17 protein-coding genes and 1 pseudogene are annotated in these 18,518 nt (G+C 66.1%); 14 read left to right on the plus strand and 4 right to left on the minus strand.

What is annotated here, in order from left to right:
* The 6 genes from KDW55_RS13970 to KDW55_RS13995 are packed head-to-tail and all read left to right on the plus strand — an operon-like array spanning position 1 to position 5,973.
* Positions 1-954, plus strand: a complete 954-nt coding sequence (locus KDW55_RS13970) for a 3-carboxyethylcatechol 2,3-dioxygenase (protein ID WP_069243277.1) — start codon at positions 1-3, stop codon at positions 952-954.
* 4 nt (positions 955-958) lie between these two features.
* Positions 959-1,747: a 2-keto-4-pentenoate hydratase gene (gene mhpD, locus KDW55_RS13975; RefSeq protein ID WP_040140774.1), complete on the plus strand. Its 789-nt coding sequence runs from the start codon at positions 959-961 to the stop codon at positions 1,745-1,747.
* A gap of 17 nt (positions 1,748-1,764) precedes the next feature.
* Complete coding sequence (locus KDW55_RS13980; RefSeq protein WP_040140772.1) at positions 1,765-2,712, plus strand: acetaldehyde dehydrogenase (acetylating); 948 nt, start codon at positions 1,765-1,767, stop codon at positions 2,710-2,712.
* A gap of 15 nt (positions 2,713-2,727) precedes the next feature.
* Positions 2,728-3,750: a 4-hydroxy-2-oxovalerate aldolase gene (gene dmpG / locus KDW55_RS13985; RefSeq protein WP_349252601.1), complete on the plus strand. Its 1,023-nt coding sequence runs from the start codon at positions 2,728-2,730 to the stop codon at positions 3,748-3,750.
* 58 nt (positions 3,751-3,808) lie between these two features.
* Positions 3,809-5,062 carry a 3-(3-hydroxy-phenyl)propionate transporter MhpT gene (gene mhpT, locus KDW55_RS13990; RefSeq protein ID WP_212160380.1) on the plus strand — a complete coding sequence of 418 codons (1,254 nt, stop codon included), beginning with the start codon at positions 3,809-3,811 and terminating at the stop codon, positions 5,060-5,062.
* Between the two features lie 14 nt (positions 5,063-5,076).
* Positions 5,077-5,973, plus strand: a complete 897-nt coding sequence (locus KDW55_RS13995; RefSeq protein ID WP_212160379.1) for an alpha/beta fold hydrolase — start codon at positions 5,077-5,079, stop codon at positions 5,971-5,973.
* Positions 5,974-6,197: 224 nt separating this feature from the next.
* Here the strand turns inward: KDW55_RS13995 and KDW55_RS14000 are convergent, their stop codons facing one another.
* Positions 6,198-8,498 (minus strand): NADP-dependent malic enzyme, encoded by a 2,301-nt coding sequence (locus tag KDW55_RS14000; protein ID WP_040141282.1) that lies wholly within the window; start codon positions 8,496-8,498, stop codon positions 6,198-6,200.
* A gap of 136 nt (positions 8,499-8,634) precedes the next feature.
* On the opposite strand from KDW55_RS14000, the gene KDW55_RS14005 reads away from it, so the two are divergent.
* The 7 genes from KDW55_RS14005 to KDW55_RS14035 all read left to right on the plus strand — a co-directional run bounded on the left by KDW55_RS14005 (position 8,635) and on the right by KDW55_RS14035 (position 15,715).
* Positions 8,635-9,606 carry a LysR substrate-binding domain-containing protein gene (locus KDW55_RS14005; protein ID WP_069243274.1) on the plus strand — a complete coding sequence of 324 codons (972 nt, stop codon included), beginning with the start codon at positions 8,635-8,637 and terminating at the stop codon, positions 9,604-9,606.
* 322 nt (positions 9,607-9,928) lie between these two features.
* On the plus strand, positions 9,929-10,882 hold the full coding sequence (locus tag KDW55_RS14010) for a choline ABC transporter substrate-binding protein (protein WP_040140764.1): 954 nt from the start codon (positions 9,929-9,931) through the stop codon (positions 10,880-10,882).
* 131 nt (positions 10,883-11,013) lie between these two features.
* Complete coding sequence (locus KDW55_RS14015; protein ID WP_040140762.1) at positions 11,014-11,943, plus strand: 3-keto-5-aminohexanoate cleavage protein; 930 nt, start codon at positions 11,014-11,016, stop codon at positions 11,941-11,943.
* Positions 11,944-12,030: 87 nt separating this feature from the next.
* Positions 12,031-12,996, plus strand: coding sequence for an L-carnitine dehydrogenase (locus KDW55_RS14020; RefSeq protein WP_069243272.1), 966 nt, complete (start codon positions 12,031-12,033; stop codon positions 12,994-12,996).
* A 6-nt stretch (positions 12,997-13,002) separates the two neighbouring features.
* Entirely contained in the window at positions 13,003-13,491 is a 489-nt protein-coding gene (locus KDW55_RS14025; RefSeq protein ID WP_069243271.1) for a thioesterase family protein, read from the plus strand.
* Between the two features lie 51 nt (positions 13,492-13,542).
* On the plus strand, positions 13,543-14,499 hold the full coding sequence (locus tag KDW55_RS14030) for an alpha/beta hydrolase (protein WP_212160377.1): 957 nt from the start codon (positions 13,543-13,545) through the stop codon (positions 14,497-14,499).
* A 22-nt stretch (positions 14,500-14,521) separates the two neighbouring features.
* Entirely contained in the window at positions 14,522-15,715 is a 1,194-nt protein-coding gene (locus KDW55_RS14035; protein ID WP_212160376.1) for a TauD/TfdA family dioxygenase, read from the plus strand.
* Positions 15,716-15,908: 193 nt separating this feature from the next.
* On the opposite strand, the gene KDW55_RS14040 is transcribed toward KDW55_RS14035, so the two are convergent.
* The 3 genes and pseudogenes from KDW55_RS14040 to KDW55_RS14050 form a co-directional block, all read right to left on the minus strand.
* The gene (locus KDW55_RS14040) at positions 15,909-16,211 is read right to left on the minus strand and encodes a DUF4148 domain-containing protein (protein WP_040141280.1); all 303 of its coding nucleotides are present in this window, start codon (positions 16,209-16,211) and stop codon (positions 15,909-15,911) included.
* Between the two features lie 215 nt (positions 16,212-16,426).
* Positions 16,427-17,412: pseudogene (locus tag KDW55_RS14045) on the minus strand (oxidoreductase).
* Positions 17,413-17,581: 169 nt separating this feature from the next.
* The gene (locus tag KDW55_RS14050) at positions 17,582-17,869 is read right to left on the minus strand and encodes a DUF3331 domain-containing protein (RefSeq protein WP_040140750.1); all 288 of its coding nucleotides are present in this window, start codon (positions 17,867-17,869) and stop codon (positions 17,582-17,584) included.
* 80 nt (positions 17,870-17,949) lie between these two features.
* Here KDW55_RS14050 and KDW55_RS14055 point away from each other — a divergent pair, with 80 nt between their 5' ends.
* Entirely contained in the window at positions 17,950-18,441 is a 492-nt protein-coding gene (locus KDW55_RS14055; RefSeq protein WP_209821907.1) for a hypothetical protein, read from the plus strand.
* Positions 18,442-18,518 lie beyond the last annotated feature (77 nt).

Genomic DNA, 18,518 nt, shown 5'->3' on the forward strand with positions numbered 1-18,518 from the left:
ATGCCGATTCATCTTGAATGCATGTCGCACACGCCGTTGCACGGGTATTTCGACCCCAGGCCGGAAGTCGTCGCGGAAGTCGAACGCGTGCAGCGCGCGGCGCGCGAGCGGGTCGATGCGTTCGATCCGGAGTTGGTGATCGTGTTCGCGCCGGACCACTACAACGGATTTTTCTACGACGTGATGCCGCAGTTCTGCATCGGCGTGAGCGCGACGGCAATCGGCGATTTCGGCAGCGCGGCCGGCCCGTTGCCCGTTGCGCGCGATGCGGCGCTCGCGCTCGCCGATGCCGCACTCGCGAGCGATATCGACGTCGCCGTTTCGTATCGCATGCAGGTCGATCACGGCTGCGCGCAGGCGCTCGAGGTACTCGCGGGCGGCATCGACCGCTATCCAGTGGTACCCGTTTTCATCAACTCGGTTGCGCCGCCGATGGCGTCGTGCCGCCGCGCGCGGCTGCTCGGCGATGCGATCGGTCGTGCCGTCGCGCGCATGAACCGGCGCGTATTGCTGATCGGCTCGGGCGGCATGTCGCACGAGCCGCCGGTGCCGGAAATTGCGGGCGCGGACGATGTCGTCGCGGAGCGGTTGATTGCGGGACGCAACCCGTCGCCGGCGTCGCGCGATGCGCGGCAAGCCCGCACCGTCGCCGCGGCCAAGGCGTTCGCTGCGGGTGACAGCAGGCTGCATCCGCTCAATCCCGCATGGGACCGTGCGTTTCTCGAATTGCTCGAACGCGGCGAACTCACCGCCGCCGACGGCCTCACGAACGAAGCGATCACGCGCGACGCAGGCAAGTCCGCGCACGAAATCCGCACGTGGGTCGCCGCATTCGGGGCGCTTGCGGCGAGCGGCGCTTACGACGCATCGATCGATTACTACCGTGCGATTCCGGAATGGATCGCGGGCTTCGGCGCGATGCACGCGCGGGAACGGACTCTTTCCAGGAGATAGAACCATGTCGGACGACAGCAACATTTTTTCGCTGGCCGCGCGCCTGCGTGACGCGCAGGCGTCGCGTCGCACGATCGCGCCGCTGCGCGAGACGTGTCCTGCAGGCGACGCGACACTCGCCTACGCGATCCAGCAGATCAACAACGACCTACGCGCGGCGAACGGAGAGCGTGTCGTCGGCAGGAAGATCGGCCTGACTTCGCCCGCGGTGCAGAAGCAACTTGGCGTCGATCAGCCGGACTTCGGCGCGTTGTTCGCGTCAATGGCCTACGGCGACAGTCAACCGATGCCGCTCGCTTCATTGATTCAGCCGAAGGTCGAAGCGGAAATTGCACTCGTGCTCGAACGCGACCTGACCGCCGAAAAGCACACCTTCGCGGATCTGATCTCCGCGACCGCCTATGCGGTGGCGGCGATCGAGGTCGTCGACAGTCGCATCCGCGACTGGGACATCCGGTTTTTCGACACCGTCGCGGACAACGCGTCGAGCGCGCTGTTCGTGCTCGGCAGCAGGCCCGTCCCGCTGCGCGATATCGATGTGAGCGCTTGCGCAATGACGCTCACGCAGGACGGCGAAGTCCTTTCACGTGGCAATGGCGGCGCGTGCCTCGGCAATCCGCTGAATGCGGCTGCATGGCTCGCGGATCGGATGGTTCGACTCGGCACGCCGCTGCGTGCGGGCGACATCGTGCTGACGGGCGCGCTTGGGCCCATGGTCGCGGTGAAGGCGGCCGGCACTTATACGGCGCACATCGACGGCCTCGGCAGTGTGCGCGCCAGTTTCAGCGAATGACGGACGGAGACATTTCCATGGCAACAGACATCAGCAAGTGCAAAGCCGCGATCATCGGATCAGGCAACATCGGCACCGACCTCATGATCAAGATCATGCGCCGCAGCAAGCATCTCGAAGTCGCGGCAATGGTCGGCATCGATCCCGCCTCGGACGGCCTCGCGCGCGCCGCGCGGCTTGGCGTGGCAACGACGCACGAAGGCGTGGAAGGGCTGGCGCGCCTGCCCGTGTTCGACGAGATCGACTTCGTGTTCGATGCGACGTCCGCCGGCGCACATGTGAAGAATGACGCGTTCCTGCGCACGCTCAAGCCCGGCATTCGCGTGATCGACCTGACGCCCGCCGCCATCGGCCCGTACTGCGTGCCGGTGGTGAATCTCGACGCGCATCTCGATGCGCCGAACGTGAACATGGTCACGTGCGGCGGACAGGCGACGATCCCGATGGTCGCCGCCGTGTCGCGGGTCGCAACGGTGCATTACGCGGAGATCGTCGCATCGATCAGCAGCAAGTCTGCCGGCCCCGGTACGCGCGCCAACATCGACGAGTTCACGGAGACGACGTCGAAGGCGATTGAGGCGGTGGGCGGCGCCGGCAAGGGAAAGGCGATCATCGTGCTCAATCCGGCCGAGCCGCCGCTCATGATGCGCGACACGGTCTATGTGCTCTCCGAAGCGGCAGACCGGACGCTGATCGAAACGTCGATAAATCAAATGGCCGCTGCGGTTCAGGCCTATGTGCCCGGCTATCGCCTGAAGCAATCCGTGCAGTTCGACGACATCCCGTCCGCTGCGCCGTTGCACATTCCGGGACTCGGCCATTTCAGCGGACTCAAGACCTCGATCTTCATCGAAGTGGAAGGCGCGGCGCATTATCTGCCGGCCTACGCCGGCAATCTCGACATCATGACGTCGGCCGCGCTGGCAACGGCCGAGCGCATGGCCGCGTCGCTTGTGAACGCCTGAAGCAGGGAGCACTCGATCATGGACAAGAAACTCTACATCTCCGATGTGACGCTGCGCGACGGCATGCACGCGATCCGTCATCAGTATTCGATTGAAAACGTGCAGGACATTGCACGCGCGCTGGACGACGCGAAGGTCGACAGCATCGAGGTCGCGCACGGCGACGGCTTGCAGGGCTCGAGCTTCAACTATGGCTTCGGCGCGCACAGCGATCTGGAATGGATCGAGGCGGTAGCCGATGTGGTGAAGCACGCGAAAATCGCGACGCTGCTGCTGCCCGGCATCGGCACGATTCACGACCTGAAGGCTGCGTACGACGCAGGCGCGCGAGTCGTACGTGTCGCGACCCATTGCACGGAAGCGGACATTTCGAAGCAGCACGTCGAATATGCGCGCAGCCTCGGCATGGATACGGTCGGCTTCCTGATGATGAGTCACATGACCACGCCCGACCAGCTCGCGATCGAGGCGAAGAAGATGGAAAGCTACGGTGCGACCTGCGTGTACGTGGTCGATTCCGGCGGCGCGATGAACATGCACGACATTCGGGCGCGCTTCAGGGCGCTCAAGGCCGTGCTTCGCCCCGAGACCCACACGGGCATGCATGCCCATCACAACCTGAGCCTCGGCGTGGCCAACTCGATCGTCGCGGTCGAAGAAGGCTGCGACCGTGTCGATGCGAGCCTGGCGGGCATGGGCGCGGGAGCGGGCAACGCACCGCTCGAAGTGTTCATCGCGGCGGCCGAGCGCCTTGGCTGGCATCACGGCACGGATCTCTATCGGTTGCTCGACGCGGCCGACGATATCGTCCGCCCGTTGCAGGACCGACCGGTGCGCGTGGACCGCGAAACGCTCGCGCTCGGCTATGCGGGCGTGTATTCGAGCTTCCTGCGGCATTCCGAAATCGCGGCGAAGAAGTACGGGCTGAAGGCCGTCGACATTCTCGTCGAACTGGGCAAGCGGCGCATGGTGGGCGGTCAGGAAGACATGATCGTCGATGTCGCACTGGATCTGAAGAAGCGCGCAGCCCACGCGTGAACCTTTCGCTATGCCACGCGCCATGAAGAGCGCCGCATCGTTCAACCTGGAGACATCAATGAAAACGTCAACGGCTTCCCCGTCGCGCAGCGGCGGCGCCATCACCATCGGCCTGTGCTTCGCAGTCGCGCTCCTCGAAGGGCTCGATCTGCAATCCACCGGCATCGCCGCACCGCGCATGGCTCGCGAGTTCCACCTCGCTGCCGCGCAGCTCGGCTGGGCGTTCGGCATCGGCGCGCTCGGTTTGTTGCCGGGCGCGGCGATCGGCGGCAGGCTCGCGGATCGCATCGGCCGCAAACGCGTGCTGATGATGGCGGTCGCGCTGTTCGGGATATTTTCGATTGCAACGACCCAGGTGTGGGATCTGCACAGCCTGCTGGTCGCGCGCCTGCTGACGGGGCTCGGTCTCGGCGCTGCGATGCCGAACCTGATCGCGCTGTGTGCGGAGGCTGCCGCGCCCGGACAACGCAGCACGGCGGTCGGTGCGATGTACTGCGGCATGCCATTCGGAGCGGCGCTCGCGGCGGTAATCGGCATCGTCAGCCCGAGCGTCGAGGCCTGGCGGCACATCTTCTATGTCGGCGGGGTCGGGCCGCTGCTGACCCTGCCGCTGCTGGCGCTGTTCATAAAGGAGTCGACGCATTTCGTCGCGGCAAGCCAACACGCGACCCGCGATCCGAAGGGCGGCATCGTGCACGCACTCTTCAGCAACGGGCGCGCGGCGACGACCATCGCGTTGTGGATTAGCTATCTGGGAACGCTGATCGTGCTGTACTTCCTGATGAACTGGCTGCCGTCGATGGTCCTCTCGCGCGGCCTTACGCCGGTACAGGCGAGCATCGTGCAGATGATGTTCAACATCGGCGGCGGCATCGGCGCGATCGTGATCGCGGGGCTGATGGATCGCATCGGCAAGCGGATGGTGGTGGTCGGCATGTATACGGGCATCGCGACTGCGTTGCTTGCGCTCGCCAGTGCGAACGGCAGCATGTCGATGGGATTCGGCGGCCTGCTGGCCGGCCTGTTTCTCGTCGGCGCGCAGTCGGTGCTGTACGCGCTCGCCGGTGCAACGTATCCGACGCAGTTTCGCGGCACGGGCGTCGGCGCGGCGGTGGCCGTCGGCCGCGTTGGCTCGATGGTAGGCCCGTTGATCGCCGGGCAATTGTTTGCACTCGGCCAGAGCGGCTCGGTGCTCGTGATCTCCAGCATTCCGATCATCGTGATCGCGGCGCTCGGCGCGCTCGCGGTGGTCAGGAAGTTTCCGTGCGAGTCGGCCGACGGCTCGCGCACGTTTGGAACCGAATCGATCTGACGAAGGATATCGACATGACTGACACTGTGACTCATCGCGAAGCCGCGACCAGCAAGTACGTGAACGTGGCGGAAGGTGGCGTGGAACTGCGCGTGCACTACAACGACACCGGTGCGGGCAAGGAAACGCTCGTTCTGCTGCACGGCTCGGGTCCGGGCGCGACTGGCTGGGCGAACTTTCATCGCAATGTGGACGCGTTCGCGAACGCGGGTTATCGCGTAATCCTCGTCGACTGTCCCGGCTGGGGCAAGAGCGATTCGATCGTCTGCACCGGCTCGCGCTCCGACCTCAACGCGCGCGTGCTGAAGGGCGTGCTGGATACGCTTGGCATCGAGCGCGCGCATCTCGTCGGCAACTCGATGGGCGGGCATAGCGCGGTGGCCTTCGCGCTGGCGTATCCCGAGCGTGTCGGCAAGCTGGTGCTGATGGGCGGCGGCACGGGCGGTCCGAGCCAGTTTGTGCCGATGCCGACCGAGGGCATCAAGCTGCTGCAAGCGCTGTATCGCGACCCGACGCTCGAGAACCTGAAGAAAATGCTGAATGTCTTCGTCTACGATGCGAGCACGATGACGGAAGAGCTGATGCAGACGCGGCTCGAGAATATGCTGGCGCGGCGCGATCATCTCGAGAACTTCGTGAAGAGTCTGGCGGCCAATCCGAAGCAATTTCCGGACTACGGTCACCGGCTGAACGAGATCAAGGCGCCCGCGCTCGTGATTTGGGGGCGCGACGACCGTTTCGTGCCGATGGACGTCGGCCTGCGCCTTGTTTGGGGCATGCCGAACGCAGATCTGCATGTGTTCGGGCGCTGTGGGCACTGGGCGCAATGGGAGCACGCGGAGCGCTTCAACCGGATGGTGCTGGAGTTTCTGCGCCGGCAACAAGACGTTGCATCGGTGGGGGCCGTTTAGCCTGCTGCCTTTCGCAATTCGTCCGGCGGGCCGCTGCCGTGCTTCGAAAGCGGCCCGTCGACAGGCACTGGCGCCGGACGACCAAGACGGGCCGCTCCCGAACATTGAAGGCGCGCGGTCGATCGTCCGTGGCCCAATCTGACGTTGACCGACCGATCAGATATCGGCCTGTGAGTACAGGGCCGGCCGCGGCCCGCCGGCCCGGGGGGTCACATCGCGCGCACTCAGCCGGCCGCGTTCCGATTCGCCTCGATCACCGTCAACGCGGTCATGTTCACGATCCGCCGCACGGTCGCGCTCGATGTGAGGATGTTCACCGGCGCATTGACCCCCAGCAGGAACGGCCCGACCGCGACGTTGCTGCCGGCTTCCGTCTTCAGCAGGTTGTAAGCGATGTTCCCCGCATCGACGTTCGGGCACACGAGCAGGTTCGCCGCGCCCTTCAGCGGCGACATCGGCAGCAGTCGCGCGCGCAGCGCTTCATCGAGCGCACAGTCGCCATGCATCTCGCCATCTGCTTCGAGATCCGGCGCATGCGCACGAATGATTTCCAGCGCCTTGCGCATTTTCGGGCCCGACGCCGCGCTGCCCGATCCGAAGTTCGACCGCGACAGCAGCGCCGCCTTCGGCGTCAGGTTCAGCCATTCCATCTGCCGCGCGGCCGCGATCGTGAACTCCGCGATCTGCTCGGCATCCGGATTGTCGTTGACGTGCGTATCCACGAGCGCGACCGTCCGCTGATTCAGCAGCAGGATATTCATCGCCGCGTAGGTCGATGCATCGGGCTTCCTGCCGATCACTTCATCGACGAAGCGCAGATGATTGTGATACTCGCCAACCGTGCCGCAGATCATCCCGTCCGCGTCGCCGAGCCGCACCATCATCGCGCCGATCAGCGTCAGGCGCCGCCGCATTTCGACGCGCGCCATCTCCTTCGAAATTCCGTCGCGGCAACGCAGTTCCCAATAGGTGGTCCAGTATTGCGGGAAGCGCTCGTCGTATTCCGGGTTCGTCACCTCGACGTCCTGACCGAGACGCAGCCGCAGGCCGAACCGCTCGATCCGCGCGAGCAACACCTCCGGACGGCCCACCAGGATCGGACGCGCAAGCTTCTCGTCGACGATTACCTGCACCGCGCGCAGCACGCGCTCGTCCTCGCCTTCGGTGAACACGATGCGTGCGTTGCCGCCGTCGCGCACGAGCTGGCGCGCGGTCGCGAACAGCGGCTTCATGAACGCGCCGGAGTGGTAGACGAACTGCTGCAGCTGCTCGACATACGCGTCGAGATCCGCGAGCGGGCGCGTCGCCACGCCGCCTTCGATCGCCGCCTTCGCGACGGCCGGCGCGATGCGCACGATCAGGCGCGGATCGAACGGCTTCGGAATCAGGTATTGCGGACCGAACGACACTTCGTCGCCGCCGTACGCGGCCGCGACGATGTCGTTCTGCTCTTCCTGCGCGAGCCCGGCGATCGCGTGAACCGCGGCGATTTCCATTTCGCGCGTGATCGTCGTGGCACCCACGTCCAGCGCGCCGCGGAAGATGTACGGGAAGCACAGCACGTTGTTGACCTGGTTCGGGAAATCCGAGCGGCCGGTCGCGATCACGACGTCGTCGCGCGTCGCATGGGCGAGCTCGGGAAAGATCTCCGGCGTCGGGTTCGCGAGCGCGAGAATCAGCGGCCGCGCGGCCATCGCCTTCAGCATCTCCGGTTTCAGAATGCCGCCGACCGACAGGCCGAGAAACACGTCGGCGCCGCCGATCACTTCGGCCAGCGTACGCGCATCGGTTTCCTGTGCGAAGCGCTCCTTGGCCGGGTCCATCAACGCGGTACGGCCGCGATAGACGACGCCTTCGATGTCCGTCGCCCAGATGTTCGCGACCGGCAGCCCCAGGTCGACCAGCAGGTCCAGGCACGCGAGCGCGGCGGCGCCTGCGCCCGACGTGACGACCTTCACTTCCTTGATCGACTTGCCGACCACCTTCAGTCCGTTGATGAACGCGGCCGCGACGGTAATCGCCGTGCCGTGCTGGTCGTCGTGGAACACGGGAATCTTCATGCGCTCGCGCAGCTTGCGCTCGACGGTGAAGCATTCCGGCGCCTTGATGTCTTCGAGGTTGATGCCGCCGAACGTGGGCTCGAGGCCGGCGATGATGTCGACGAGCTTGTCCGGGTCCGTCTCGTTGATCTCGATGTCGAACACGTCGATGCCGGCGAACTTCTTGAACAGCACGGCCTTGCCTTCCATGACCGGCTTCGACGCGAGCGCGCCGATGTTGCCCAGACCCAGCACCGCGGTGCCGTTGGTGATGACGCCCACCAGATTTCCGCGGCTCGTGAAGCGGTGCGCGTTCAGCGGCTCGGCGGCGATCGACTCGCAGACGCTCGCGACGCCCGGCGTGTACGCGAGCGCGAGATCGCGCTGCGTGACGAGCGGCTTGCTGGCGACGACGGAGATCTTCCCCGGGGTCGGAAACTCGTGGTAGTCGAACGCGGCCTGCTGCTGTGTCTCTGTCTGTTTCATGGTTGTCGGTCCGGGCGTGCGCGCCAGGCCAGTCCCGACGCGATCCATGGAGGTGATTCTAGGGATCCGCCATAACTAGATGATTCTGTTTTAATATCGGCCCATCACTTTTTCATGATGGCATGGCCGTCCGGCAATGACTTTCGACGCGAACGACGTGGTGAGGCGCCTTGGCGCGCGCCTGAAGATGCGGCACCTGATGCTGCTGCTGCAGATCCAGCAGCACGGGTCGCTGACGCGCGTCGCCGAGCACATGGCCAGCAGCCAGCCGGCCGTGACGAACGCGCTGGCGGAGCTGGAGAGCATGTTCGGCACGCCGCTGTTCGAGCGCTCGTCGCGCGGGATGCGGCCGACCGCGCTCGGCTCGGTCGTGCTCGAACGGGCCAGGGCCATGCTGAAGGACCTCGACCATCTCGCCCGCGAGATGGAGGCGGTCGCGGCCGGCCATGCGGCGCATCTGCATATCGGTGTGATTCCGTTTATTTCGGGGCAGATGCTGTCGGCGGCGCTGAAGCGGTTGCAATCGCGGATGGAGCGGCGTCTGACCGTGACGATCCACGAAGGCACGAGCGACCAGCTGCTGCTGCAGTTGAGGGACCACAGCGTCGATCTGGTAATCGGGCGCGCGTCGTCGGCGGTCGATCTCGGGCAGGTGTCGTTCGAAGTGCTGTACCAGCAGCAGCCGCGGATGATCGCGAGCCGCCGCCTCGCGGCGAAACTGGCGCGCACGAGGCTCGACTGGGAGAAGCTGCATGCGCTCGACTGGATTCTCGGCGCGCCGCATACGCCGATGCGCGAGCAGGTGACCGACCTGTTCCTGTCGGCCGGCATCGCGCCGCCGGTGCCGATCGTCGAGAGCTACTCGTCGAAGCTGATCGGCGAAATGATCGCGTCGAGCGACGATGCGGTGTCGATCGTGCCCGCCGATATCGCGGAAGAAATGGTGCGTATCGCCGGCGTCGCGATCGTCCCTTATTCGCTGGTGTGGACGCTGCCGCCGATTGCGCTGTTTACGCGCGCCGCCGAACCGCATGCGCCGGCGCGCGATCTGCTGGTCCACGCGCTGCGCGAGATCTGCCGCGAAACGTACGTCGAAGCGCCGCGATGACGCCTCGCAACCCGGGCCGAATGCGCGCGGCCGGCGGCGGCGTCGCACCCGCATGGATGGCGCCAACGAAGTGCACGCTCGCCCGATATTTGCGACGCCGCATCCGGGCAAACCCGTTTCGGCCAAAATCCCCCGGGAATCCCCGCCGCGCAAGCCGCTGCCCGCGTATAGTGGTTTCCACTCATAGTCGCAAATAGTCAAGAAAAGGTCGCCGGCGGTCGTCTTGCGGCCAATATGGCTCGTTACTTTTACTCCCACGATGCAGCCCGGGACGCACTCCGCGGACCCGTCAGGACATCGGTCCAACCGAAGGGGAGAAACCATGAAGTCGACAAAGATCGCCGCGTTCGTCGCGGCCGTGCTGGCGACCGGCGCATTCACGACCGCGGCGCAGGCCGAAACGGATCCCGCGACCTGCCGCAACGTGCGTTTCGCCGACATCGGCTGGACCGACATCACGTCGACGACGGCGCTCGCGTCGACGGTATTCGAAGGGCTCGGCTACAAGCCGACGACGACGATCGCGTCGGTGCCGATTTCGTTTGCCGGTCTGAAGAGCAAGCAGCTCGACGTGTCGCTCGGCTACTGGTGGCCGGTGCAGCAGAAGCAACTGCAGCCGTTCCTTGACAGCAAGTCGATCAACGTCGTCGAGCCGCCGAACCTGTCGGGGGCGAAGGCGACGCTCGCGGTGCCGAGCTACGCATACCAGGCGGGCCTGAAGACCTTCGACGACATTGCGAAGCATCGCGCGGAGCTCGACGGCAAGATTTACGGGATCGAGCCGGGCAGCAGCGCGAACGCGACGATCCAGAAGATGATCGACACGAACCAGTACGGGCTCGGCGGCTTCAAGCTGGTCGAGTCCAGCGAGGCGGGAATGCTCGTGACCGTCGAGCGTGCGATCCGCGAGAAGAAATGGGTGGTGTTCCTCGGCTGGGAGCCGCATCCGATGAACATTCAGATCAGCATGAACTATTTGTCGGGCGGCGACGCGGCGTTCGGGCCGAACTACGGCGAGGCGCGCGTGTACACGCTGACGGCGCCCGACTTCATCTCGCGCTGCCCGAACGCGGGCAAGCTCGTGACGAACCTGCGCTTCTCGACGCAGCTCGAAAACCAGCTGATGCAGTCGGTGATGAACAAGACGAAACCCGGCGACGCAGCGAAGGCATACCTGAAGAAGAATCCGCAGGTGCTCGACGCGTGGCTCGCCGGCGTCAAGACGTTCGACGGCAAGGACGGACTGCCCGCGGTGAAGGCCTATCTCGGCCTGTAACGGCCGGCGCGCGGCGGCAGCATGCGTCGCGCCCAATAATGATCTGCAGTACGACGGAAATCGGGCGATATGAATCGCTTCGAGAGCGAATCACGCACGAATCAAGCACGAATCAAGCGAGGGCTTTCAGCATGAACAACGAAGTCATCATCACCTGTGCGGTCACCGGCGCGGGCGATACGGTCGGCAAGCACCCGGCGATTCCGGTTACGCCGAAGGAAATCGCCGCTGCGGCGATCGAAGCGGCGAAGGCCGGCGCGACGGTCGCGCACTGCCACGTGCGCGATCCGCAGACGGGCCGTGGCAGCCGCGATCCGAACCTGTACCGCGAAGTGGTCGATCGCATTCGCTCGGCCGACGTCGACGTGATCATCAATCTGACGGCCGGCATGGGCGGCGATCTGGAAATCGGCCCGGGCGAGGACCCGATGCGCTTCGGCAAGGGCACCGATCTCGTGGGCGGGCTCACGCGTCTTGCGCACGTCGAGGAGCTGCTGCCGGAAATCTGCACGCTCGATTGCGGCACGCTCAATTTCGGCGACGGCGATTACATCTACGTGTCGACGCCCGCGCAACTGCGTGCCGGCGCGAAGCGCATCCAGGAACTCGGCGTGAAGCCCGAACTGGAAATCTTCGATACGGGCCATCTCTGGTTTGCGAAGCAACTGCTGAAGGAAGGACTGCTCGACGATCCGCCGCTGTTCCAGCTGTGTCTGGGCATTCCGTGGGGGGCGCCCGCAGACACCGGCACGATGAAGGCGATGGTCGACAACCTGCCGCCGGGCGCGCACTGGGCCGGCTTCGGAATAGGCCGCATGCAGATGCCGATGGTCGCGCAGGCGATGCTGCTCGGCGGTCACGTGCGCGTCGGTCTCGAGGACAACATCTGGCTCGATCGCGGCGTGCATGCGACCAACGGCACGCTCGTCGAGCGTGCGCGGGAAATCATCGAACGGCTCGGCGGCCGCGTGCTGACGCCGGCCGAAGGACGTCGCAAGCTCGGTCTGCCTGCGCGCGGCGAGCGTCTGCTCGAGCGCCGTGCGGTAGCCGAATTCGCGTGAGTGCCGGCGACCGGTTCCGATTCATGATCGCGGCGCGCACGTGCGTGGCCGCGATCCGATTCCCCTCGATTTGAAGGATGCGTTGACATGGCTGTGAAGACCGACATCAAGACGTTCGCCGCAATCGGCACTGGCGTCATCGGCAGCGGATGGATTTGCCGTGCGCTCGCGCACGGTCTCGACGTGGTCGTATGGGATCCTGCGCCCGGCGCCGAAGCGCGGCTGCGCGCGAACGTCGCGAATGCGTGGCCCGCGCTGGAGCGCGTCGGCCTCGCACCCGGCGCCGATCCCGCGCGATTGCGCTTCGAAGCGACGATCGAAGCGTGCGTCGCCGACGCGGATTTCATCCAGGAAAGCGCGCCCGAGCGCGAGGCGCTGAAGCTCGAACTGCACGAGCAAATCAGCCGCGCAGCGAAGCCGGACGCGATCATCGCGTCGTCGACGTCGGGATTGCTGCCGACCGATTTCTATGCGCGCGCGACGCATCCCGAGCGTTGCTTGGTCGGTCACCCGTTCAATCCGGTCTACCTGCTGCCGCTCGTCGAGGTGCTCGGCGGCGCGCGCACGTCGCCGGAAGCGGTCGAAGCCGCGATGGACATCTATCGCAAGCTCGGCATGCGGCCGCTGCACGTGCGCAAGGAAGTGCCGGGCTTCATCGCCGACCGCCTGCTCGAAGCGTTGTGGCGCGAGGCGCTGCATCTCGTCAACGAAGGCGTCGCGACGACCGGCGAGATCGACGACGCGATCCGGTTCGGCGCGGGCATCCGCTGGTCGTTCATGGGCACGTTCCTGACCTATACGCTCGCCGGCGGCGACGCAGGCATGCGACACTTCATGCAGCAGTTCGGGCCCGCGCTCGAGCTGCCATGGACGAAGCTGGTCGCGCCGAAGCTGACCGACGCACTGATCGACAGCGTCGTCGAAGGCACGAGCGAGCAGCAGGGCACGCGCAGCATCAAGGAGCTCGAGCGCTATCGCGACGAGTGCATCACCGAAGTGCTCAAAGCGATCGCCGCAGTGAAGGCGCGGCACGGAATGCGATTCGAGGACTGAACGAACATGACCGGCGACACCCCGCTGACGATCTACCGCGACGTGGTCCGGCCCGAATGGGTCGACTACAACGGCCACCTGCGCGACGCGTTTTATCTGCTGATCTTCAGTTTCGCGACCGATGCGCTGCTGGATCGCATCGGTCTCGACGACGCCACGCGTCGCGCGCGGGGCCGATCGGTCTACACGCTCGAAGCGCACGTGAACTATCTGCAGGAGATCAAGGAAGGCACGCGCGTGCGCGTCGATGCGCGGGTATTCGCGCACGACGCGAAGCGCATGCATCTGTACCTCGAATTGTTCGCAACCGGGCATGACGACGCGGTGTCGGCGAGCGAGCAGATGCTGCTGCACGTCGACACGCGCGACGGCGCGAAATCTGCACCGTTCGATGAAGACGTCGCCGCGCGCGTCGCCGCGCTGCACGCATTGCAGCGCGATTGCGCGGCGCCCGCGTATGCGGGACGCGTGATCGGATTGCCGCCGCGCCGGTAGCGCGGCGCCGTTCGACGTCGAACGTTCAACTCTCGATCGCGGAGCGCCACGATGCTCGAACCGGAAATCGCGGCGTTCGTCGCGGCCGTCGACGCCGCATACCCGGCCGGCGCGGCGGCACTTTCGCCCGGCGAGCAGCGTCGCCTCTACGACCGATTCGCGGCCGCTTGGACGCCCGCGCAACTCCCCGCCGGCGTCATGCAGCACGACGCGGTGTGGCACGCACCGGACGGGCGCGCGATCGCGCTGCGGCGCTACGCGCGTGCACACGCCGCGCCGCGCGGCACTGTGCTGTTCTTTCATGGCGGCGGCTTCGTCGTCGGTTCGCTCAACAGTCACGCGCTGATCACCGCGCAACTGGCGGCCGACACGGGGCTCGCCGTGATCGCGGTCGACTATCGGCTCGCGCCGGAGCATCCCGCGCCGGCCGCACTCGATGATTGCGTCGCCGTCACGCGCGCCGCGCGCGACGCGGCGCACTGGCCTTTCGACGCCTGCGCGCGACCGTTGACGCTCGCGGGCGACAGTGCGGGCGGCAATCTTGCCGCGGCCGTCGCCGCTGTGCTGCGCGACGCCGGCGAAGGCGGCATCGACGGGATCGCTGTCGCATATCCGATGCTCGGTTTCGAACCGCAATCGCCGGCACGCGAAGCGCAAGCGCATGCGCCGATGCTGACGCTCGACGACGTCCATCGCTACCGCGCGCTGTACTGGGGCGACGCGGACGAAGCCGCGCTGCACGACGATCCGCTGCTGCGTGCGTCGGTGCCGCTCGCGGCGGCGCGCTTCGACGGGCTGCCGCCGGTACTCGCGATCGGCGCGGAACACGATCCGCTGCGCGACGACGCACGCGTCTACGTCGAACGGATTCTCGCGGCCGGCGGGGCCGCGCGTTACTGGATTGGAGAAGGGCTGGTGCACGGCTGCTGGCGCGCGCTCGGAACGAGCCCGCAGGCTGCGCGGATGCACCGGATGATCGGCGGGTTTCTGCTCGCACCACACGCGTAGCGGGCGTTTCCGGGAGGCAACGATGCAGGCAGCGCAACAGCGTATCGAGGATTGGCGGACGTTTTCCGACGACGCGGCCATCGCGGCGGCGACGATCGGTGATGGAGCGGTGGACGTCGAGTGGAGCGATGCGCGACGATCGCCGTTTCACTTCGACTGGTTGCGCGACAACTGCGCGTGTCCCGCGTGCGTGCATGTGCTCACGCGCGAACAGGTGTTCGAGATCGCGGATGCGCGCGAGGATCTGTCCGCCGTTGCCGTGCATGTCGAAACCGATGGCGCACTGCACGTCGAGTGGGACGACGGGCATCGCAGCACGTGGTCGCCCGGATGGTTGCGCGCGCACGCATACGACGATGCGTCTCGCGCGGAGCGCCATGCGGCGCATGCACGGCACATATGGACCGGCGACGATGCGACGGCGATCGGCGTGTTCGCGTGGCGCGACGTGATCGGTGACGACGATGCGTTGCTCGCGTGGCTCGCTGCGCTGCAGCGCACCGGGCTGACGCTCGTCGAAGGCGTGCCGGCCGAACGCGGAAGAGTCGACGAGATCGCGCGCCGTATCGGGCTGATCCGCGAAAGCAATTTCGGCGTGCTGTTCGACGTCGAATCGAAACCGCGCCCGGACAGCAATGCGTACACGTCGCTCAATCTGCCGCCGCACACCGACCTGCCGACGCGCGAGTTGCAGCCGGGCGTGCAGTTCCTGCATTGCCTGGCTAACGACGCGACCGGCGGCGACAGTATTTTCCTCGACGGCTTCGCGCTTGCCGATGCATTGCGGCGCGAACACCCGGCCGATTTCGGGCACCTTGCGTCGACGCCGTTCGAGTTCTGGAACAAGAGCGCAACCAGCGACTACCGTTGCTCGGCGCCGGTGATCGGGCTCGATGCGCGCGGCAACGTGACCGAGGTGCGTGTCGCGAACTTCCTGCGCGGGCCGCTCGATGCGCCGGCCGGATCGGTCGCGGCCGTCTACCGCGCGTACCGGCGGTTTCTCGCGCTCGCGCGCGAGCCGCGCTTCCGCGTGCAGCGACGGCTGCGCGCGGGCGACATGTGGGCCTTCGACAACCGGCGCGTGCTGCATGCGCGCTCCGAGTTCGATCCGTCGACGGGGCGCCGGCATCTGCAGGGTTGCTACGTCGATCGCGATGAATTGCTGTCGCGGTGGCGCGTACTGTCCCGCACGGCACCTGCGGCCGCGGCCCGTTGATCTGCTCGTTCGCCTGCGTTGCGCCTGCCTCGCCGGCGAAAAAGCGCCCGGACGCATCGCGTCCGGGCGAAGCCTCCCGTTGCCGGGCGGCGGAGGTATGCGTGTGACAAAAAAGACGAGCCCGCATGACGGGCTCGTCCGGATACAGCGTGGGTCGCGCGACGCGCGGTGCGCCCGCCGGGGGCGCGTCGGCTTACTGGCCGAAGAACACCGAGTCGCGGGCGTTCGACGACGTTGCGGTCACCGGGGCGCCCGAGTGCACGACCGGAGCCGGTTGCGCGCCGTAGCCGCTGGCATCGGCGCCATGAACGCGCGCTTCCGCCGACTGGATGTCGTTCGGGTAGTACGGGCTCGACACGCCCGGCTTGTAGCCGGCTTGTTCGAGCTGGACCAGTTCGTTGCGGACTTGCGCGCGCGTCACGGTGCTTTGTGCAAAAGCGCCGAACGAAGCGGTGAGGGCGGCAGCGGCAACGACTGCGGAAACGAGCGATTTCATGATGACCTCCGGTGTTTTATCGAGTTCGCTTGCGACACCATGTCTGCAGCGATTGACTAAATCTTAGTCACCGGGTCGTACAGGGTAAACGCTGATTTTGACGATAGATTGTTTCCGGACTGGTAACAGTAGGGCGCCGATTCAGCCTTTCATCGCGCTTTCATTTCTGTAAGTGTAATAAGTATGAAGAATATGACGGCAACGCAGCGCGCGACTCAACGCATCTCGGCTGCGGTGTCGGACGGCTGGCCGGGCGATCGTCCGGCCGATGCGCCTGAACTCAGGAAGCGTACGCCAGTGGCGGCTTCCGACGCTTCCCACAGCAGCGCGGCGACGGCTACGTCGCGCGCCGCGCGCGGCACGCTCGCGGGGGCGGGCAGCCCGCGCGCCTCGAACCAGCCGGACGGTCCGATGTACGCGCCGCCGGTCAGATCCGGCGACGTTGCCGCATGGATGGCCGGCAAAGCGCCCTGGGCGGCCGATTGCGCGAGATAACGGTTCGCCGCGCGCATCAGGGCGACGCGCGCGGGCGAGCCGTCCATCGCGGGGCCAGCGAATTGCAGATTGGTCGCCGCGTAGCCGGGATGCGCGGCGACGCTGATCCCGGCGAGTGCCGCGCGCTGAAAGCGGCGTTGCAGTTCGATCGCGAATACGAGGTTCGCGAGCTTGCTGTCGCAGTACGCGAGATAACGGTTGTAGCCGCGCTCGGCGCGCAGATCGTCGACGCGGATGCGGCCGCCGCGGTTCAAGCCGCTCGACATCGTGACGACCCGCGCGCGCCGGGCGGCGCGCAGCGCGGGCAGCAGATGGCCGGTCAGCGCGAAATGGCCGAGGTGGTTGGTGCCGAACTGCATCTCGAAGCCGTCGCGCGTGTGGCGCAGCGGCAGGAACATCACGCCGCGTTGTTGCAGAGGATGTCGACACGCCCGTGCCGGTCGGATACATCGGCGGCGAAGCGCTGAATCGACGCGAGATCGGCGAGGTCGAGCGGCTCGACTTCGACGCGCGCGGCAGGATGGAACCGGCGAATCGCGGCGGCGGCTTGCGTCGCCCGCGCTGCATCGCGGCAGCCCATCACGACGGTCGCGCCCTTGGCTGCGAGCGTTTCCGCGATATGCCAGCCAAGGCCGCTATTGGCGCCTGTGACGATCGCGACCTTGCCGCCCTGCGCCGGGACGTGGCGTGCGCTCCATGCATGCATGTCTGCCTCCATCGGCGCGGCCGGGGCGCCACGACGCGGTATCGTTACATTGATCGATGTAACGATAGTCCGCGCAAGCGGGACAGACAAGCGGGGGAATTAGACCGGCGCTTCTAGAGCGGGCATCGGCGCGTTGCGTTCGGCGCGCAAACGCAGACGACGGGCGATATCAGTTGCCTGCCAGCGCGAGCACTTCGGCGGCTGAGATCATCGCGGCCGCGTTCGCCGGGGCCGGACGCTCGGCCGGGCGGAATACTTCGTCGCCGCGCTGGATCACCTGGCGCGACAGCGCGCACGTGCCGGTGCGCTGCGCGAAGCGACGGCGCCAGCGTTGTTCACCGTAGTGACAGCGGCCGGGTTCGACCCAGCGTACGACGAGCAGCGTATCGGAACGTTCGAGGATTTCGACGTGGACGTCGGCGGGATCGAGCGCAGGCAGGGATTTGGAAGCCTTCATTTTGCCGTTTCCTAAAGCTCGTGCGGGTTCGGCCATGGCAGTGGATGTCACTACCTGCGGGCGAATCCGTAGCGGTTTCCATGAGTGGTGCGCTAAATGTAAGCGTCTGTGACCGGAAAAAACATCCTGTCTGGCTCAAATTACCTTTTGCCGATTTAGAAACAATCGCCGCGCATTTTCTTGAAATAGCCAATGACAAAAGCGCCCCGGACGCGAACGTCCGGGGCAAACGACTGGCCCTCGCCTCCGTGTCTGCTCGCTCAGGCACGGGGCGCACCGCGGGGGACGGAGGCGCCCGCCACGGATGGGTGGCGGGCGGTGCGGTGAACCGGAAAGCATGGGCCGGCAACCCGATGATCGCGCGCGAATCCCGTTCGGACGCTGACGCGTGCATGACTTTTTTGTCAGCTTCGGCGGACGGCGCCGTGGCGCAAACGTACCGGCCCCGCCGGAGCGCCACGTCCACCTTGGTTTTGCGGGCGACGCGCCCGATCGCACGGTGTCGAAAAACCCCGGAAACGAAGCCGCCCGCGCTGCTGGCGACGCGATTTCGTCGCTCGGGAAAACACTGAATCCCGCGTTCGTGACAAATCCGGATTCTGTTCCTATGATTGGTTGGACCTTTAGTCCTTTGTGCCAATCCACCGGC

This window comes from Burkholderia sp. AU19243 (assembly GCF_018148075.1).
In the GTDB taxonomy this organism is placed as follows: domain Bacteria; phylum Pseudomonadota; class Gammaproteobacteria; order Burkholderiales; family Burkholderiaceae; genus Burkholderia; species Burkholderia latens_A.

Coding starts and splice junctions, on each gene's coding strand:
- KDW55_RS14000 (WP_040141282.1), bottom strand. CDS start 8,498: ATGAAACAGACAGAGACACAGCAGCAGGCCGCGTTCGACTACCACGAG.
- mhpD (WP_040140774.1), top strand. CDS start 959: ATGTCGGACGACAGCAACATTTTTTCGCTGGCCGCGCGCCTGCGTGAC.
- KDW55_RS14020 (WP_069243272.1), top strand. CDS start 12,031: ATGGCTGTGAAGACCGACATCAAGACGTTCGCCGCAATCGGCACTGGC.
- KDW55_RS14040 (WP_040141280.1), bottom strand. CDS start 16,211: ATGAAATCGCTCGTTTCCGCAGTCGTTGCCGCTGCCGCCCTCACCGCT.
- KDW55_RS13995 (WP_212160379.1), top strand. CDS start 5,077: ATGACTGACACTGTGACTCATCGCGAAGCCGCGACCAGCAAGTACGTG.
- KDW55_RS13980 (WP_040140772.1), top strand. CDS start 1,765: ATGGCAACAGACATCAGCAAGTGCAAAGCCGCGATCATCGGATCAGGC.
- KDW55_RS14010 (WP_040140764.1), top strand. CDS start 9,929: ATGAAGTCGACAAAGATCGCCGCGTTCGTCGCGGCCGTGCTGGCGACC.
- KDW55_RS13970 (WP_069243277.1), top strand. CDS start 1: ATGCCGATTCATCTTGAATGCATGTCGCACACGCCGTTGCACGGGTAT.
- KDW55_RS14005 (WP_069243274.1), top strand. CDS start 8,635: ATGACTTTCGACGCGAACGACGTGGTGAGGCGCCTTGGCGCGCGCCTG.
- KDW55_RS14055 (WP_209821907.1), top strand. CDS start 17,950: ATGAGTGGTGCGCTAAATGTAAGCGTCTGTGACCGGAAAAAACATCCT.
- KDW55_RS14030 (WP_212160377.1), top strand. CDS start 13,543: ATGCTCGAACCGGAAATCGCGGCGTTCGTCGCGGCCGTCGACGCCGCA.
- KDW55_RS14015 (WP_040140762.1), top strand. CDS start 11,014: ATGAACAACGAAGTCATCATCACCTGTGCGGTCACCGGCGCGGGCGAT.
- mhpT (WP_212160380.1), top strand. CDS start 3,809: ATGAAAACGTCAACGGCTTCCCCGTCGCGCAGCGGCGGCGCCATCACC.
- KDW55_RS14035 (WP_212160376.1), top strand. CDS start 14,522: ATGCAGGCAGCGCAACAGCGTATCGAGGATTGGCGGACGTTTTCCGAC.
- KDW55_RS14050 (WP_040140750.1), bottom strand. CDS start 17,869: ATGAAGGCTTCCAAATCCCTGCCTGCGCTCGATCCCGCCGACGTCCAC.
- KDW55_RS14025 (WP_069243271.1), top strand. CDS start 13,003: ATGACCGGCGACACCCCGCTGACGATCTACCGCGACGTGGTCCGGCCC.